Here is an 18,059-nt window from a genome sequence, read left to right as displayed (position 1 = left end):
GTCCACATTTAAGTACGACGTTTTCTCCCGAGAGCGACCGATACTTACGGACGCTCCCCGTCCCCGCAGGTATGTACGAGGTCGAGGTCAAGGTTCCCGCCGATCTCGAGACCGTCAGGGATCGGCTGGCGGAGCTCGGTGCGACGCCGACCGGCGCCGTCGTCCAGGTCGACACCTACTACGACGCCCCCCACCGATCCTTTCCGGAAACCGACGAGGCGCTGCGGATCCGCACGGAGCGTCCCGAGGACGCCCCCGACGAGACCCGGCTCACCTACAAGGGGCCGCTCCTCGATGAGACGTCGAAGAGCCGCGAGGAGGTCGAGACCGCCGTCGGCAGCGGCGAGAAGGTCGACACCGTCCTGACGAAACTGGACTTCGAGCCCGCCGCGACGGTCCGCAAGGACCGCGAACGGTTCGCCCTCGAGGGGTACACGATCACCCTCGATTCGGTCGAGGACGTCGGCGACTACGTCGAGGTCGAGCGCGAGGTCGACGACGAGGACGCCCTCGAGGACGCCCGCGAGGGTGCGTTCGACGTCCTCGAACGGCTCGGGCTCGACCCCGGCGCACAGATCCGCACGTCGTATCTCGGGCTATTGTTGGAGAACGACGCCTAAGCGAGGCATTACCGCGGGGTATTTTCTGTCGAGATTTGTTTCCGGAAGTTATAGAACCTCGAGCCGACTATCCCCGTCAATGAGTGGACGGAACATCCGGGTCGAGCCGATCGACCGCCAGGCGGTAGAGGACCAGGAAGTCGAGATCGTCGAGCGAAAGGGGATCGGCCACCCCGACTCGATCTGCGACGGCGTCGCCGAGAGCGTCGCCGGGGCGCTCGCCCGCGAATACATCGACCGCGTCGGCGAGGTGTTGCACTTCAACACCGACGAGACCCAGCTGGTCGCCGGCGAGGCCGCGCCCGCCTTCGGCGGCGGCGAGGTCGTCGATCCCATCTACCTGCTGATCGTCGGCCGTGCGACCAAACGCTACGAGGGACAGATGATCCCCGCCGAGACGATTGCGCTGCGTGCCGCCCGCGAGTATCTCGAAGAGACGATCCCACAGCTTACCTACGGCGAGGATATCGTCGTCGACGTCAAGCTCGGCGAGGGCAGCGGCGATCTCCAGGAGGTCTTCGGGGAAGACGAGGTCAGCGTTCCGATGGCCAACGACACGAGCTTCGGCGTCGGCCACGCGCCCCTGACAGAGACCGAACGGATCGTCCTCGAGGCCGAACGGCAGCTGAACGGCGAGTACGCGAGTACTCATCCCGAACTCGGCCCCGACGTGAAGATCATGGGCAAACGCGAGGGCGAGAAGATCGACGTCACCGTCGCCGCGGCGATGGTCGACGAGTACATCGCCGACATCGACGAGTACGCCGAGGCGGTCGAGTCGGTTCGGGACTTCGTCACCGAGGTCGCCCGCGACCACACCGACCGCGAGGTCGACGTCCACGTCAACACCGCCGACGACTACGAGGAGGGGTCGATCTATCTGACCGTCACCGGCACCTCCGCCGAGCAGGGCGACGACGGCTCGGTCGGCCGCGGCAACCGCGCGAACGGGCTCATCACGCCCAACCGGTCGATGTCGATGGAGGCCACCAGCGGAAAGAACCCGGTCAACCACATCGGGAAGATCTACAACCTGCTCTCGACCTCGATCGCCGAATCGGTCGTCGACGACGTCGACGGTATCCGCGATCTACGGGTGCGGCTGCTCTCCCAGATCGGGCGGCCGATCGACCAGCCCCACGTCGCCGACGTTCACGTCGTCACCGACGAGGACGTCGCGCTCGAGGACGTCGAGGACGACGTCGAGGTCATCGTCGACCGCGAACTCGCCGACGTCACCGAGATCACCCGCCAGGTGATCGACGGCGAACTCACTACGTTCTGATCGCCGCGACAGCAACGACTTTCACTCGAGCGCTACTGCCTCCAGCCATGGATCTGCGAAACGCGCTCCGTGGTGTCAGCTGTCCGACCGTGACGCCGTTCGACGACGGCGCGATCGACGAGGACGCGCTCGTCGACCTGCTCGCACACCTCCGGGAGGGCGGGATCGATAGCGTCTTCGCCTGTGGCACCTCCGGGGAGTTTCCGAGTCTCGGCCCCGAGGAGCGTCGCCGCGTGATCGAGCTGACCGTCGACCACGCCGACGGCCCGGTGGTCGCCTGCTCGGGCGCGACCAGCGTCGACGAGGCCGTCACCCACGTCGATAACGCCGCGGACGCCGGCGCCGACGCGGCCGCGCTGGTCCCGCCGTACTTCACCCCGGCGAACGCCCCGGAAGGGAACGAACGGTTCTTCGAGCGGGTGGCCGCGGAGACGACCCTGCCGATCGTCCTCTACAACATCCCCCAGTACACCGGCGAGCGGATCGAACCCGAGACCGTCGCGGCCCTCGCCGAGCGCGAGGCGTTCGTCGGGATCAAGGATTCGAGCGGGGATCTGACCTACTTCCAGTCGCTCGTCCGGGAGACCCCCGACGAGTTCCTCTGTCTGATGGGCTATGACTCCCTGCTGGTTCCGTCGATCCGACTGGGCGGCGACGGCGGGATCAACGCCCTGTCGAACGTCGTCCCGCGGACGTTCGCCGAGACGGTCGAGACGGCCGACACCGACCGGGGCCAGCAGCTCCAGTCGGCGGCGATCGCGCCGCTGTTCGAAACCTGTGGCGCCTACGGGTTCGCCCAGGCGGCGAAGACGGGGCTGGTCCAGCGCGACGTACTCCCCTCCGACGAGGTCCGACCGCCCCTGGTCGCGACCGACGACGAGGCGGCCGCGGAGATCGAGTCGACCCTCGAGAACGCGCTCGCGGTCACCGAACGCTAACCTCCGCGGCTCGTAATCCCCTTATACCCGGGCCCGGCTACGACCCGGTATGCATCCGCCGGGAGCCGACACCGTCCTCGTCCGCCACGGGGACCTGAACACCAAGAGCAACACCGTCAAGCGGTACATGGAGGGGCTCCTCGCGGAGAACCTCGAGGCGATCCTCGCGGACCGGTCCGTTCCCGGGGAGGTCGAGCGCCGCTGGAGCCGACCGCTTGTCCACACCACTGAGGACGCGGTCGAGGACGCCACCGCGGCCGCAGCAGACACCTTCGGAGTCGTCTCCGCGAGCCCGTGTCTGACCACGAGCACCGAGAAAGACCGGATCCTGGAGGTCCTCGCCGAGACCGCCCGGGCTCGCTACGACGGGGGATCGTTCGCCGTCGACGCCCGCCGGGCGGACAAGAGCTTACCCTACGACAGCGACGACCTCGCGCGAGAGGGCGGAGCCGCGATCTGGGAGGCCGTCGCCGACGAGTTCGAGCCCGAGGTCGACCTCGACGACCCCGACCTCACCTTCGGCGTCGAGGTCCGCGAGGACGTCGCCTTCGTCTACCTCGAGAAGCGGGCCGGGCCGGGCGGGCTGCCGCTTGGCGCCCAGGAGCCGGTGATCGCGATGGTCAGCGGCGGGATCGACTCGCCCGTCGCGGCCTACGAGGCGATGAAACGCGGGAGCCCGATCGTCCCGGTGTACGTCGATCTGGGCCCGTTCGGCGGGATCGACCACGAGGCCCGCGCGATGGAGACCGTCCGGGTCCTCTCGGGGTACGCGCCGAACTTCGACATGGAGGTCTACAGGGTTCCCGGCGGGGAGACGATCTCCGTCCTCGTCGAGGAGATGGAGGAGGGCCGAATGCTCTCGATGCGGCGCTTTTTCTATCGGGCCGCGGAGGTGCTGGCCGAGCGCGTCGACGCCCACGGGATCGTCACCGGGGAGGCGGTCGGCCAGAAGTCGAGCCAGACGGTCCAGAATCTCGGGGTGACGAGCCGCGCGACCCGCCTGCCGATCCATCGCCCGCTTTTGACCCGCGACAAGGCTGATATCGTCGAGCAAGCCCGCGAGATCGGCACGTTCACCGAGTCGACGATCGACGCGGGCTGTAACCGCGTCGCGCCCGACCGGGCCGAGACCAACGCCCGGCTCGAGCCCCTGCTCGCGGCCGAACCCGACGACCTCTTCGAGCGAGCCGAGGAGGCCGCCCGAAACGCGAAGCTCGTCGAGCCATAAACGCACCCGTCGGTGTGACACCCACGATTATTCAGGAGGGATCGTTTTCCCCTCGAGGAACGCAAATCAGCATATGTACGAGCGGGTTCTCTGTCCGACCGACGGCAGCGACAACGCCGAGCTGGCCGCGAAGCGGGCGATCCGGATGGCAAAGCAGTACAACGCCGAGCTGCACGTGCTCTACGTCGTCGAGAAGTCTCGCGAGGATCCGGAGCAGAAGGGACTGGCGGAGAAGATTGCCGAGGAGCGAAAAGCGGCCCGGAGCGTCATCGAGCGACTCGAACGCAACGCGGCCGACGCCGGAATCGCGGTCGAGTCGACCGTAACGACCGGGATCCCGCGAACGGCGATCGAAACCTACGCCGACGACCACGATATCGGCGCGATCGTCATCGGCTCGACCGGCGCGGACGGCGTGTCGGAGAAGCTCCTTGGCACCGTCTCGAAGTACGTCGTCAACGAAGCGCCCGCGGACGTGCTGATCGTCAGACGCGACTCCGAGATCGAGTGACGGCTCCGTCGGGAGACGAAACGCCCATTATCGCGATCCGCCAACACCCGGCAGTGACCCGCGTCTGTCTCGTCGGCGATCCCGAGGTGAACCTTCAGTACGAGCTCCTCTCCCGGGAGACCTCCCGCGAGGCGCTTGCAACCTACGACCTCGAGCGCCCCTTCGAGAACTCCCTCGCCGTTCGAACCGTCAGCGTCGGCGCGGCGATCTCGCTGCTGAACGATCTGGACTGGTATCTCACCCGGTTCGTCGACGAGGCGCTCGTCCGAGAGCCCTCGGTCAGCGGGACGGAGTGGCTCTCGCGGTCGCTTGCCGACGAGCTGCGAAACGGCGTCCTCGAGGCCGACGACACCGGCGAGTTCTGCAAGATCTATGGGCTCGAACGCCCAGATACGGACCCGAACGACGACGAGGACGGAACCGACGGCGACCCGACCGACGCGTCGCGGACACGACCGCGGCTCGTCGAGCCGCTGTACGTCCGTCGGACCGACGGCGACCTCCCCGAGTACGACCTCCGAGACGTCGCGGAGACACTCGTCGTCCGGCTCACCGAGGCCGAGTACTCCCCGTAGCCCGCCCGCGGGCTACTCGGCGTCCTCGTCGAGGTCGAACTCGTGGGTCGCGGCGTCGTGATCGACGATCGTTACGGTTCCGTCCGTGACCGGCTCACCGCCCTCCGAGAGCCCAACGAGCTGTCCCGTCGTCGCTTCCTGTTGTGCACAGCCGGCGGCGTCATCGTCGTCGACGACCGCCTTGATCGTGACCCCGTCTTCGATCGTCACCGACTCGAGGCCGAGTTCGTAACACAGGTTCGGCGCGCGGGCTTCGAGGACGATCACCGACGCGTCGTCGAACGCAGTGTCCTCGAGGAACGTGCCGACGTCGTCGTCGACGTCCCGGACCGCGAACCAGTCGTCGGCGCCATCGCGGTCGGTAAGCAACGCGACGGCCGGCTCCTCCCGTGGTTCCGGGGTGGTAAACGCCGTCTCGTCTACCGCGTCGTCGCTCCCGTTTCCGTTGGCCGCCTCGTCGCTCTCGTTTCCGTCGTCCGCTTCGTCGTCGCCGTTCGAACCCGTTCCGTCGTCGCTCTCGTTCGATTCGTCGCCGAGCTCGTCCGCGATACAACCCGCAAGCAGCGTGGCCGCTCCCGTCACTGCGCTCAACAGCGCCCGCCTGGATCGGCGTTCCATACTCGTTTAGATGATATCTAGTACAAAGAACGTTCGGCAAGGTGAAAGGGGTATTGTACCGATCAGTTGAAAAGGCCGGTCGAGAGGTAGCGCTCGCCGCTGTCCCAGAAGACGGTGACGACGAGCGGGCAGTCCCCGGGGGTGCCACCGTCGGTCTCGGGGGTCGCCTGGGGCTGTCGGTCGAAGACGTCCGGAAGCTCGGGACAGCCGGCCTCGGGCTCGGCGATCTCCTCGGCGATCAGGTTCGCGACGAGGCTCGTCGCACCGCTGGACTGGCCGACGAGGACACCCTCCTCGCGGGCCAGCCGACGACACTCGTCTTCGGCGTCCTCGAGACGGACCGTCTCGACGCGGTCGATCAGGTCGACGTCGAGGTTGTCGCTGACGAAGCCCGGACCCATCCCCTGGAAGTCGTCGTCGCCGGGTTCGCCCGTCGAGAGGACGGCGTTTTCGGCCGGCTCGACGGCGACGATCTCCATCTCGGGGAACTCTTCGCGGAGCCGTCGTCCCGTTCCCGAGAGGGTGCCCCCGGTGCCGACGCCGGCGACGAAGGCGTCGATCTCGCGGTCGCCGACCTGCTCGAGGATCTCCTCCCCGGTCGTCCGGTAGTGGGCCTGCGGGTTGGCGGGGTTCTCGAACTGGCCGAGCTGGACCGCTCCCTTGGCCTCGAGCTCGTCGGCACGCTCGCGGGCCGCCTCCATCTCACCCTCGACGAGTTCGAGCTCGGCGCCGTAGGCGGCCATGATTCGGCGTCGCTCCTCGGATTTCGAGGCCGGCATCACGATCGTGAGGTCGTAGCCCCGCGCGGCCGCGACCAGCGCGAGACCGATTCCGGTGTTGCCGCTGGTCGGCTCGACGAGCCAGTCGCCGGGCTCGATCAGTCCCTCCTGTTCGGCCGTGCGGATCATCTCGAGAGCCGGCCGATCCTTGGCCGATCCTCCGGGGTTGAAGGATTCGACCTTCGCGGCGACGGTCGCGCCCTCCGGCGAGTCGACCTGGACGAGCGGCGAGCCGATCGTGTCCAGGATACTTCCCTTCATTGCGAGCGCGTAGGCAGCGGAGACGTAAACCCGTACTGGCCCTCGCATGTCGTGCCGGTGTTCGCGACCCTAGGGCTGCGGCATCGACCGCGACTCGCCGTCCGCGCCCGCGATCCGCTCCTCGGCGTAGGTCTCGGCCGCGTCGAGGACGGTCGTCCCCTCCTCGTCGGCGCGCTCGATCATCCCGCGCAGCCGTGCTTCGATCGCCTCGGCCTCCGCGTAGGCCTCCTCGTATGTGCCGCCGAAGTGGTCCTTGGCGACGGTGACCAGCCCGCCGGCGTTGATCACGTAATCGGGCGCGTACAGGATTCCGCGCTCGCGAAGCGCCTCGGCGTGGCGGCGCTCGGCTAGCACGTTGTTCGCGGCGCCGGAAACGATATCACACTCCAGTTGGGGGATGGTGTCGTCGTTGAGAATTCCGCCGACCGCACAGGGGGCGAAGACATCGCAGGAGCGTTCGTAGACGGCGTCGGGCTCGACCGTCCCCGCGCCGTGTTCGGTCGCGAACGCCTCGAGGGCCTCCCGATCGACGTCCGAGACCGTCACCGCGGCGCCGGCCTCGAGCAGTTCCTCGGCCAGCGACCGCCCGACCTTCCCCAGACCCTGAACGACGACCTCGAGCCCCTCCAGATCGTCCTCGCCGTAGACGTGATCGACGCAGGCCCGGATCCCGCAGAACACCCCGTGTGCCGTCACCGCCGACGGGTTCTGGAGCCCGTCGGTCGTGCCGACGACGTGGTCGGTCTCCCGGGCGACGACGTCCATCTCCGCGGCGCTCGAGTTGATGTCGACCGACGTGATGTAGCGCCCGCCCAGGCGATCGACGGCGCGACCGTAGGCCTCGAGCACCGGCTCGGCCGTCACCTCCTCGGGATCGCCGAGGACGACGGCCTTCCCGCCCCCCAGCGGGAGATCCGCGGCGGCGGCCTTGTAGGTCATCGCCTCCGAGAGCCGCAGGACGTCCTCGAGGGCTGCGTCCTCGGAGTCGTAGTCGAGGATCCGCGTGCCGCCCAGGGAGGGTCCTAAGGTCGTGTCGTGGATCGCGACGATCGCTCGCAGCCCCGTTTCGGGATCGGTGAAGTACGATACCTGTTCGTGGCCGGCGTCGCCGATCGAGTCAAATACCATACGTAATAATCTTTTCCCTTCCCGTAAAAATACCACCGATCCGCCCACCGAAGCGCGGCCGTTAAGCCCTCGGGGCCGAAACTCGCGGGTATGAGTCTCGAAACCATGCGACCCAATCCGACGTGGGACGCCGCCTCCTACGAGGACACTGTCGACGCGCTCGCGGCCCGCGAGGACCTCACCTACAAGGTGTGGGGCGGGGACTGGTGCAAGGACTGCCGTGCCCTGCTGCCCGACTTCGGCGCAGCCCTCGAAGCCGCGGGGGTCCCCGACGAGCGAATCGACGAGATCGCCCTCGATCAGGACAAGCAGGGCCCCGGCGTCGATGAGTACGATATCGAGTACATCCCCACGATCGTCGTCGAGGACGGATCGGGCGAGGAAGTCGTCCGCTTCGTCGAGGACGAGGACGTCCCGCCGGCGGTCTGGCTCGCCCGGGAACTCGAGGTCGAGGGCGAACCCGAAACCGCCGACTAGAACGGCACGTCGTCGGCGTCGACGTCCTCGTCGATCCCGCCCGAGCCCTCGAGCCAGTCGAGGGCCTCGTCGACGTCGTGGGTCGGCGGCGAACAGGTCCGATTTCTGCAGACGTACAGCGTCGGCTCACCGTCGCGAGCCTCGCGGCCGGCCCAGATCGTTGGCGCCGACTCGAGCTCCAGCTCGTCGAGCCACTCGGAGAGCCCGTCCTCGGTCGGCGGTCGCGGCGCGAACAGTCGATCAGGCAGGTACCGCGAGGCGAACGCCGCGCGCCACTCGGCGGGCACCTCGTCGGCCGCGACGGTCACCTCGAGCGCGCCCGACTCGAGGCGATCCGCGGCGAGACACAACGTGGCGTGCTGGAGCGCGTTCGACTCGAGACGGCCCGCGTGGGTCCGCAGGACCGACGCCGCGATCTCCTCGAACTCCGCGTCGCCGTCTTCACGAGGACTCGTCGATCCCTCGCCCGCGAACCCGTCCAGCGCGAGCAGGGTCTCGACCGCGACGCCCGTCGCCGAGGGCGTCGACTGATCGTTGAGCTCCTGGGGTCGCGTGACCAGCGACTCGCCGCTCTCGGGGGTGAAGTAGATCGTCTCGCGCTCGGCGTCGTAGAACTCGGCCTCGATGACGCGGGCCAGCTCGAGCGCGAACGCGAGGTGCTCGACCTCCCCGGTGGCCTCGTAACAGCCCAGTGCGCCGCGCGCGAGGAAGGCGTAGTCCTCGAGGTAGCCCTGCACGGCGACGTCACCGTCTTTGAATCGCCGCGAGAGCCGTCCCTCCTCGGCGTCCCAGAGCCGATCGCGAACGAACTCGAGGGCGTCGACTGCCATTCCCGCATAGCGGTCCTCGCCCAGCGCGAGCCCGGCCTCCGCACACGTCGCGATCATCAGGCCGTTCCAGCTCGCCAGCACCTTCTCGTCGCGGTTCGGTCGAGGACGTTCCTCGCGGGCCTCGAACAGCTCCGCCCGGGCGTCCTCGAGGCGCTGCTCGACCGTCTCGGCCGCGAGGTCGAACCGCTCTGCGAGCTCCGAGATCGAGGCGACGACGTTCGGCTGGTTCTGCCCCCCGAAGTTGCCCGACTCGGTGATGTCGTACCGAGCACAGAAGAGCTCGGCGTCGGTCTCGTCTCCGAGGACCTCCCGGACCTCCGCGGGCGTCCAGACGAAGAAGGCCCCCTCCTCGCGCTCGCCGGTCGCGGGGTCCTCGCTCTGGGCGTCCAGCGTCGAGAAGAAGCCGCCCTCGGCGTGGGTTAGCTCCCGGGAGACGAACTCGAGGGTGTCCCGGACGGAGTCGGCGTACCGTTCGTCGCCGGTAAGCTGGTAGCCCGCCAGCAGGGCGCGGGGGATCTCGGCGTTGTCGTACAGCATCTTCTCGAAGTGGGGGACCGTCCAGTCCTCGTCGACGCAGTACCGATGAAAGCCGCCGCCGACGTGGTCGTAGAGGCCGCCCTCGATCATGGCGGTGAGCGACCCCTCGAGGACCTCGCGGTACTCGTCGCGTCCGGTGCGGTCGTACGCCCGGGCGAGGACTCGCAGCCGGGCGGGCTGGGGGAACTTCGGCCCGCCGGAGCCGAACCCGCCGTTCTGGCGGTCGGCGCTGCGGAGGGCGGCGTCGGCCGCCCGCTCTAAGACGTCGCTGGATGGCGGCTCCGCGGCGCCGATCGAGTCGGGCGTCTCCTCGAGGCGGTCCGTCGCGGCCGCGGTCCACTCCTCGGCCCGGTTCTCGATCTCCTCGCGGTCGGTCTTCCAGGAGTCGGCCAGTCCCTCGATGAGGTCCAGAAAGCCCGGCTGGCCGCGTTTCGAGTGCTTCGGGAAGTACGTGCCGACGTAGAACGGCTTCCCCTCGGGGGTGAGCCAGGCCGACAGCGGCCAGCCGCCCCGCCCGCTGACGAGCTGGCAGACCGTCATGTAGATGCTGTCGACGTCTGGCCGTTCCTCACGGTCGACCTTGATCGGGACGAACTCCTCGTTTAACACCTCGGCGACCTCCTCGTCGGCGAAGCTCTCCTCCTCCATGACGTGACACCAGTGACACGCCGAGTAGCCGATCGAGAGGAAGATCGGCTTGTCCTGTTCGCGCGCGGTCTCGAGGGCCCGCTCGTCCCACGGTTGCCAGTTGACGGGGTTGTCCGCGTGCTGGCGCAGGTAGGGACTCTCCTCCTCGTCGAGCCGATTGCGCTCGGTCGGAGTACTCATGGGACGCCCTACGATCGGACGCCGGAAAAGCTCGACGTACCCGCAAACGCGAGGACGGCCGTGACGACGCGTCGAGCCCCCGCTCTCGTAACCGGAACGCGGAGCCGTCGCTCAGGTCGCGTCCTCGAGTTCGAACTCGATCCGTTCGGTGTCCTCGCCCTTCGACACGTGGTCGGTGACGGTTAGCCGACCGATCTCGCCGAGCCGAGACACGTGGGTGCCGCCGCAGGGACAGCGATCGAACCCCTCGATCTCGACCACGCGGAGCGGGTCGACGGAGTCGGGGATCAGATCCAACGGTACGCGACCCTCGTCGACCCGCTCCTCGACGATTGACCGCGGACGGTTCTCCTTGACCAGCGACAGGTCTCGATCGATAGCCTCGTTCGACCGGCGTTCGATGCGTTCGAGGTCCTCGTCGTCGAACGACGCGGGCTCGAAGTCGATCCGCGACCGATCGGGATACACCTGATTGCCGGCGGTACTCGCCCCGTATTCGTCGAGGACGACGCGGGAGACGACGTGTTGGGCGGTGTGCATCCGGCTCAGTTTGCGGCGACGGTCCTCGTCGATCCGACCCTCGACCGTCGTCCCCTCGGCCGGGAGTTCCCCCGTTCGGAGTTCGACGTCGTGGCGCACGTCGCCGTGATCCTTCCGGACATCGACTACGTCCGCGCGGCCGCCGTCCCACTCGAGGGCGCCGCGGTCGGCGGGCTGGCCACCGCCCTCGGGGTAGAAGTAGGTTCCGTCGAGGAAGACGCTGTCCTGGGTGGTCTCCGTGATCGTGGCGGTGAACGTGGTCACGTCGTCCGCGTCGGGGAGGTATCGCAGGTCGGTCATCGATCGACGTTGTGTACGGAACCCCAAAGACGCTGACGCTCACTCTCCGGCGGACGACCCCGTCTTCGCGCTCGTCGGGTTCGAACGGCCCCGTCGAGCGAGTCGGCTCCGGTCGAGGTCAGTTCGTCTCTTCCTGCAGCAGCCGCCGCAACACGAGGTGCAAGACGCCGCCGTTCTCGACGTACTCGACCGCCATCGGCGTGTCGACCTGTGCGGTCACCGTGAACTCCGTCGTCTCGCCGTCGTCGTCTTCGGCGGTGACGGTCAGTTCGGCGTTGGGTTCGAGGCCGTCCTCGAGCCCGTCGATCGTGTACTGTTCGTCGCCTGCGAGGCCCAGTTCCGCCCAGCCCTCGCCCTCAGCAAACTGCAGCGGGAGGACGCCCATCCCGATGAGGTTGTCGCGGTAGATGCGCTCGTAGCTCTTGCCGATCGTCGCGCGGATGCCCAGCAGGTCGGTCCCCTTGGCGGCCCAGTCGCGGCTCGAGCCGGTGCCGAGCTCCTCGCCGGCCATCACGATCAGTGGCGTGTCTTCCTCGCGGTAGCGCTCGCTGGCCTCGAAGACCGTGGTTTCCTCACCGGAGGGGTGGTGGATCGTGTAGCCGCCCTCCTTCCCGTCTACCATCTCGTTCTCGATACGGACGTTGGCGAACGTCCCCCGCATCATGACTTCGTGGTTCCCGCGACGGGAGCCGTAAGTGTTGAACTCGTGGACCGGTACGCCGCGCTCTTCGAGCCACTGGCCGGCGGGCAGGTCCTCGCTGAAGAGTCCGGCAGGACTGATGTGGTCGGTCGTGACCGTGTCACCGAGGGTCAACAGCGCACGGGCGTCCTCGACGTTGTCGACGCCGGGCTTCTCGAGCGGGAAGTCTCGGAAGAACGGCGGCTCGCGAATGTAGGTCGACTCCTCGTCCCAGTCGTAGACGTCGCCCTCGGGGGCGTCCAGGGCCTCCCAGCGCTCGTCGCCCTCGTAGACGCTGGCGTACTTCTCTTCGAACATTTCGGGAGAGACGGTGTCGTGGATCGTCTCGCGGATCTCCTCGGCGTCCGGCCAGACGTCTTCGAGGTACACCGCTTCGCCGTCGTCGTTCGTGCCGAGCGGCTCGGTCTCGAGGTCGACGTCCATCGTTCCGGCGAGCCCGTAGGCGACGACCAGTGGCGGGCTGGCGAGGTAGTTCGCCTTGATCTTCGGGTGGATTCGGGCCTCGAAGTTCCGATTTCCGGAGAGGACGCTCGTCGTCCAGAGATCGTGGTCGTCGATCGCGTTCTCGATCGGTTCCGGAAGCGGCCCCGAGTTGCCGATACAGGTCGTACAGCCGTAGCCGACGACATGATAGCCCAGCTCCTCTAAGTCCTCGAGCAGGTCCGCACGTTTCAGGTACTCCGTGACGACGCGGCTGCCGGGCGCGAGGCTCGTCTTGACGTAGTCGGGCACCGCGAGTCCGAGTTCGGCGGCGTTGCGGGCAAGCAGCCCCGCAGCGACCATCACCGACGGGTTCGAGGTGTTCGTACAGCTCGTGATCGCGCTGACGAGGACGTCGCCGTGACCGATCTCGATCTCGGTCCCGTCCTCGAGTTCGACGGGAACTTTCTCGTCTAACGCGAGGCCGGGTCCGGCGTCGGTCCCTTCCGCGGCGGCCGCACCGCTCCCATCCCCAATTGCGGGCTCACCGCCAGCGCCGAGGACGCCTTCCTCCTGCAGGAGGGCCGGGAAGTGCGCGTCTAAGTCGCCCATCGGGATGCGCTGGTGGGGTTTCTTGTGGCCCGCGAGGCTCGGCTCGACGTCGCCGAGGTCGAACTCGACCGTTTCGGTGTACTCGGGCTCCTGCTCGCCGAACAGCCCCTGGGCCTCGAGGTACTCGCGGACGAGTTCGACGTGGTCGGGATCCCGTCCCGTGAGTTCGAGGTACTCGAGGGTCTTCTCGTCGACGGGGAACATGCTGATCGTCGACCCCTGCTCGGGGGCCATGTTCGAGATGGTCGCCCGGTCGGCGACCGAGAGCTCGGCGACGCCGGGGCCGAAGAACTCGACAAACTTGTCGACGACGCCGACCTCACGCAGTTTCTCGGTGATGTGGAGCACGAGGTCGGTGGCGGTCGCGCCCTCGGGGAGTTCGCCCTCGAGGCGGACGCCGACGACCTCCGGCAGGCTCATGTTGATCGGCTGGCCGAGCAAGGCTGCCTCGGCCTCGATCCCGCCGACACCCCAGCCGACGACGCCGATGCCACCGATCATCGGGGTGTGGCTGTCGGTGCCGACGAGCGTGTCCGGGTAGAGCCACTGCTCGCCGTCTTCCTCGCGCTCGTGGACGACGCGGCCGAGGTGCTCCAGGTTGACCTGGTGGACGATCCCCGTCCCTGGCGGGACGACGTTGAACTCGTCGAACGCTTGCTGGGCCCACTTGATCGCGCGATAGCGCTCCTCGTTGCGCTCGTACTCGATCTCGACGTTTTTCTCGTAGGCGTCCTCGCTGCCGAAGTGGTCGACCTGCACGCTGTGGTCGATCACGAGGTCGCAGGGAACCTCGGGCTCGACGACCGTCGGGTCGACGTCCTCGCGCTCGGCGGCCGAACGCAGCGCCGCGAGGTCCACCACTGCGGGAACTCCGGTCAGGTCCTGCAGGACGACCCGCGACACCGTGAAGGGAACCTCGGCGTCCGGGACGTCCGGCTCCCAGGACGCCGCGGCGCGGATCGACTCGGCGTCGATCCGGTCGCCGTCGGCGTTTCGCAGCACCGACTCGAGCAGGATCCGAATGCTCACCGGCAGTTTCTCGAGATCGCAGAGCTCCCGCTCCTCGAGGACCGTGAGGTCCGCCATCTTGTACGTCTCGCCGCCGTGTTCGAACTCCCGGATCGCCTCCGAGAACTCATCAACTACCATACTCGAGCTGCGAACCCGTGGTATTTGAATCCCTCGAGAATATTCCCTAGAGAACATATACTCCCTATATTTGGCGGTCAGGGTGTGCGTTTCAGTAGCTCGAGGAGTTCGACGGGAGCGGTATCAGCCGCGGTAGCGCCCACAGCCAAAAGTATCTAGTGGCCGCATTTGATCGGACACTGTGGGATAACAGCCGCCACTACATCGATCGGCCTGGAATTTCCGGGATTTGGAAAGGATAGACTCATACACAGAGAGTCGTGATCCGGACACACGTTCGATGACTGGAACGGTTGCGCTGGCCGCCGAATTTGCGTTTATTATTCTGGTCGCTATCGGGCTCGGCTACGCCGCACGGCTCACCGGACAGCCGGTGCTCGTCGGGTACATCTTCACCGGCTTGATAATCGGCCCGGCGGTCTTCGGACTGGTCACGGAAACCGAGTTGATCGACACGATGTCCGAGCTCGGACTCGGATTCTTGCTCTTCCTCGTCGGACTCCAGCTTCGCTTCGAGGACATTCGAGAGATCTTTCGACCGATAGTCAACCTCACCGTTCTCGGAACGGTCGCACAAACCGCACTGGCACTCAGCGTGGCCTGGCTACTCGGGTTTCAGCCGACGGAGGTACTCGTTCTCGGCCTTGCGTCCGTTTTCGGAGCGACACCTGTTATCGTCAAAGTGCTTCAGGATAACGACCAGCTCGATACGCTCCCCGGCCGAATCGATATCGGCGTCCTCATTCTTCAGAACATTTACCTGGTCGTCCTCCTCGCTATCTTGAGTTCGGACTCACTCGAGAGCCCCGTTGAGATCCTCACGAGCGTCGGATTCGTGCTCGTGTTTATGGTGCTCATTGCCGTCTTCTCGTACGTCGCAGCCCGATACGTTCTTCCGCGACTGTTTACCGAAATCGCCGGTGATCGGGAAGTGCTGTTCATCGTCGGTGTCGCGTGGGCGTTTCTCTTCATCGCGGCGTCGGATCAGCTCGGCCTCTCGATCGAGATGGGCGCGTTTATCGCGGGCATCAGCCTCGCACAGGTGCCACAGAGTACGCAACTTTCGGAGGAGATCCGGCCGATTACCGACTTCTTCATGCTCGTCTTCTTTACGAGCATCGGCCTCCAGCTTACGGCTGAGCACCTGCTTGCGTACTGGCGAGAGGCGGTGATCGCGTCCGTGGTGCTCATGGTCGCAAACTTCGTCGTGATGGCCGCGCTCATCTACCGCGAACAGTTCACACTCGAGACGTCGTTCATCGGCTCGCTCAACATGGTGCAGGTCAGCGAGTTTTCGTTGGTCTTGGGTGCGTTGGCGCTGACCCAGGGGTTCGTCGACGAGGGAATCCTCGGCTATCTCAGCCTCGTCGCGATCATCACGATGAGCGCCTCGACGTATCTTCTCAACTACAACTATCGGTTGTACGCCATCGCCGAACCGTACTTAGAACGGTTCAAGCGGGAGGGAGAGTCCGACGACGAACTCGTCGCACGTCGGGATCACGCAGTCATCATCGGGCACGACGAGATCACCAGAGACGTGCTCCCACTGCTCCGTGAAGAGTACGGCGAGGTCGTCATCATCGACCGAAATCCTGGAGATGCTGAGTACCTGTACGACGAGGGATACGACCTGATACGTGGGGACTTCAAGTTCAGCGAGCTTCGCGCCGAAGCGAAGCTCGAACGGGCGGCGTTTGCACTCAGTACGTCCGTGGAGGTAGACGTCAACAAAACGCTGCTCGAGGCGACACGCGACGACGCGATCGTCTTCGCCGAAGCGGACCAGATCGACGACGCGTTCGAGCTGTACGATCGGGGTGCCGATTTCGTCATCCACAGCACGGTCCTGACGCAAGATATGATCGAAGAGCAGCTTCGGACGTACTTCACGGACCCAGATTCGTTCGAAGCGGTTCGCGAGCGCGACTACGGTCGGATGCACTGGGGGGAGCCGAATGAGTGATCTCCTCGTCACGCTGGCGACGATTTTCATTCTCGCTGCAGTCCTGCTAGTCGCAACGAACCGGTTTCCGATCCCCGCCGTACCGGTCTACATCGTCGCTGGGTTGGTGTTGCCTCCGCTCGTTGGCGACGACCTGACGCTGGAACTCGCCCAGTGGGGGATCGCATTTCTGGTGTTCATCTTCGGGGTAAACGTCGAACCGGGTAGATTCCGAACGATTGCGAAAGACAGCGAGCACGTCGCTGCTGCACAGCTCGTGATCGTCGGGGGTGCAGCGCTCGCAGTAGCACTCGGGGTCGGTCTCGAGACGCTCGATGCGGCGTACTTCGCTATCGCCGCAGCACTCAGTTCCTCGCTCGTCGGTCAGAGCCTCTTCAGGCGAGAGATCTACCTCAATCTCGTTCACGGACGGCTCGTCCAGTCCATTCATTTCATTCAGGACCTGTTCGCGATCGCGGTCCTGCTCGTCCTCAGTGCAGCGGTCTTCACACTCGACGGAGTCGCACTCAAACTCGGATACGGCGTAATTCTGCTCGCCACCGCGGTTCTCTTTCGGGTTTATGCCTTCGACTGGCTCGTGAAACTTTCCGGCGACAACGACGAGCTCATTATCCTCTCCGGAATCGGACTTCTGATCGCGTTTATCGGAAGCTCCGTAGCGTTCGAGGTCTCGATCGCCGTTGGCGCCTTCGCTGCGGGGCTCGCAGTGACTCGAGACTTTCCGAACAACCTCGCACTGCTTTCCGGTCTGGACTCGCTCAACACCTTCTTCAGCGCGATCTTCTTCGTGACGCTCGGAAGCCTCGTTACGATCCCGGCGACGACGACGGCACTCCTCGAAGTCGTGCTGATCGCCGGGCTTCTCACGCTGTTCGTGGTTTTCGTCAAACCGCTCGTGATGGTCGTGTTGCTGCTTCGCCGAGGGTACGAGACACGCACCGCCTGCCTGACGAGTTTCACGCTCGATCAGGTCAGCGAGTTCGCGCTCATCATCGCTATTCAGGCACTGTTGCTCGAGCGGATCTCGGAGCCGGTGTTTCAGGCGATCATCCTGGCGTCCGCGATTACGATGATTACGTCTGCGGCCACCAAACAGTACGACGAGACGCTTTCGAGGATCGTTGCTCGGGCGGACGTCTTTAGCTCGAGCCACGAGCAGCTCCGAACGCGAAGCCGCGTCGATTCCGATCTCACCGACCACGTCGTTATCATCGGATACGGAATACTCGGTTCACGAATCGCCGCCGTTTGCGACGATCTCGGAATCGACGTCGTCGTAATCGACCACGATCCCGCACAGCTGTCTCGGGTACGAGCGGAGCGAGAGTACTACGTGTTCGGCGACGCGATGGTCGAGGATACGTTACAGTTAGCGAACGTCTCCGAGAGCCGCCTCGTCTATTCGACAACCGCGGATCGAATCCTCTCGGATACGCTTCTGTCACGCGTTCGTGATCCCGACGTCATCGTCCGCGCGAAAAACACGGACGAAGCGCTCGAACTGTTCGAAGCGGGTGCAACCTACGTCGCGGTCCCCGACTTGCTCGCCTCGGAACGGCTTCTCGAGGTGATCCGCGAACTCTCTGCGGCTGATGGTGACACTACCCAGCTTCGACAGCGTGAAATAGCGCACTTGCGCGAAGCGACGACTGTGCTCCGTGAGCGCGGACGGGGATTCGTACCGATGTCGAAAGTCATGAGTGAGGACACCCGTGCCGATGAGTAGCTACGCCGGAAGCGGATTCGACCGCGCTCGA

General features: G+C 65.9%; 15 protein-coding genes. 9 read left to right on the top strand and 6 right to left on the bottom strand.

Going from position 1 to position 18,059, the window contains the following annotated elements; translation table 11 throughout:
- Window positions 1–71: 71 nt before the first annotated feature.
- The 6 genes from cyaB (at window position 72) to NATOC_RS07455 (ending at window position 5,157) form a co-directional block, all read left to right on the top strand.
- Window positions 72–620 (top strand): class IV adenylate cyclase, encoded by a 549-nt coding sequence (gene cyaB / locus NATOC_RS07480; protein WP_015320821.1) that lies wholly within the window; start codon window positions 72–74, stop codon window positions 618–620.
- Window positions 621–699: 79 nt separating this feature from the next.
- Window positions 700–1,905: a methionine adenosyltransferase gene (locus NATOC_RS07475; protein ID WP_015320820.1), complete on the top strand. Its 1,206-nt coding sequence runs from the start codon at window positions 700–702 to the stop codon at window positions 1,903–1,905.
- A gap of 47 nt (window positions 1,906–1,952) precedes the next feature.
- Entirely contained in the window at window positions 1,953–2,843 is an 891-nt protein-coding gene (locus NATOC_RS07470; RefSeq protein ID WP_015320819.1) for a dihydrodipicolinate synthase family protein, read from the top strand.
- A 49-nt stretch (window positions 2,844–2,892) separates the two neighbouring features.
- Window positions 2,893–4,071, top strand: coding sequence for a tRNA sulfurtransferase (locus NATOC_RS07465; RefSeq protein ID WP_015320818.1), 1,179 nt, complete (start codon window positions 2,893–2,895; stop codon window positions 4,069–4,071).
- 73 nt (window positions 4,072–4,144) lie between these two features.
- Window positions 4,145–4,582 (top strand): universal stress protein, encoded by a 438-nt coding sequence (locus NATOC_RS07460; protein WP_015320817.1) that lies wholly within the window; start codon window positions 4,145–4,147, stop codon window positions 4,580–4,582.
- 53 nt (window positions 4,583–4,635) lie between these two features.
- Window positions 4,636–5,157, top strand: a complete 522-nt coding sequence (locus tag NATOC_RS07455; RefSeq protein WP_015320816.1) for a DUF5804 family protein — start codon at window positions 4,636–4,638, stop codon at window positions 5,155–5,157.
- A gap of 12 nt (window positions 5,158–5,169) precedes the next feature.
- Here the strand turns inward: NATOC_RS07455 and NATOC_RS07450 are convergent, their stop codons facing one another.
- The 3 genes from NATOC_RS07450 to NATOC_RS07440 all read right to left on the bottom strand — a co-directional run bounded on the left by NATOC_RS07450 (window position 5,170) and on the right by NATOC_RS07440 (window position 7,943).
- Entirely contained in the window at window positions 5,170–5,775 is a 606-nt protein-coding gene (locus NATOC_RS07450) for a hypothetical protein (RefSeq protein ID WP_015320815.1), read from the bottom strand.
- A gap of 62 nt (window positions 5,776–5,837) precedes the next feature.
- Window positions 5,838–6,815, bottom strand: a complete 978-nt coding sequence (locus tag NATOC_RS07445; protein ID WP_015320814.1) for a PLP-dependent cysteine synthase family protein — start codon at window positions 6,813–6,815, stop codon at window positions 5,838–5,840.
- Window positions 6,816–6,884: 69 nt separating this feature from the next.
- Complete coding sequence (locus NATOC_RS07440) at window positions 6,885–7,943, bottom strand: Leu/Phe/Val dehydrogenase (RefSeq protein WP_015320813.1); 1,059 nt, start codon at window positions 7,941–7,943, stop codon at window positions 6,885–6,887.
- A gap of 90 nt (window positions 7,944–8,033) precedes the next feature.
- On the opposite strand from NATOC_RS07440, the gene NATOC_RS07435 reads away from it, so the two are divergent.
- Window positions 8,034–8,420: a TlpA family protein disulfide reductase gene (locus NATOC_RS07435; protein WP_015320812.1), complete on the top strand. Its 387-nt coding sequence runs from the start codon at window positions 8,034–8,036 to the stop codon at window positions 8,418–8,420.
- On the opposite strand, the gene NATOC_RS07430 is transcribed toward NATOC_RS07435, so the two are convergent.
- From NATOC_RS07430 to acnA, 3 genes are all read right to left on the bottom strand, one after another.
- Complete coding sequence (locus NATOC_RS07430; protein WP_015320811.1) at window positions 8,417–10,615, bottom strand: thioredoxin domain-containing protein; 2,199 nt, start codon at window positions 10,613–10,615, stop codon at window positions 8,417–8,419. The genes NATOC_RS07435 and NATOC_RS07430 overlap by 4 nt on opposite strands.
- 111 nt (window positions 10,616–10,726) lie before the next feature.
- Window positions 10,727–11,455, bottom strand: coding sequence for an alanyl-tRNA editing protein (locus NATOC_RS07425; RefSeq protein ID WP_015320810.1), 729 nt, complete (start codon window positions 11,453–11,455; stop codon window positions 10,727–10,729).
- 118 nt (window positions 11,456–11,573) lie between these two features.
- On the bottom strand, window positions 11,574–14,336 hold the full coding sequence (gene acnA, locus NATOC_RS07420; protein WP_015320809.1) for an aconitate hydratase AcnA: 2,763 nt from the start codon (window positions 14,334–14,336) through the stop codon (window positions 11,574–11,576).
- A 280-nt stretch (window positions 14,337–14,616) separates the two neighbouring features.
- Here acnA and NATOC_RS07415 point away from each other — a divergent pair, with 280 nt between their 5' ends.
- Both NATOC_RS07415 and NATOC_RS07410 read left to right on the top strand, forming a co-directional pair.
- Complete coding sequence (locus NATOC_RS07415; protein WP_015320808.1) at window positions 14,617–16,302, top strand: cation:proton antiporter; 1,686 nt, start codon at window positions 14,617–14,619, stop codon at window positions 16,300–16,302.
- The gene (locus NATOC_RS07410) at window positions 16,295–18,028 is read left to right on the top strand and encodes a cation:proton antiporter (protein ID WP_015320807.1); all 1,734 of its coding nucleotides are present in this window, start codon (window positions 16,295–16,297) and stop codon (window positions 18,026–18,028) included. The genes NATOC_RS07415 and NATOC_RS07410 overlap by 8 nt, the downstream gene beginning before the upstream one ends.
- Window positions 18,029–18,059 lie beyond the last annotated feature (31 nt).

This window comes from Natronococcus occultus SP4 (assembly GCF_000328685.1).
GTDB classification, from domain to species: Archaea; Halobacteriota; Halobacteria; order Halobacteriales; family Natrialbaceae; genus Natronococcus; species Natronococcus occultus.
The sequence above is the reverse complement of the archived record's forward strand: the minus strand, read 5'-3'. Positions and strand labels throughout refer to the sequence as shown.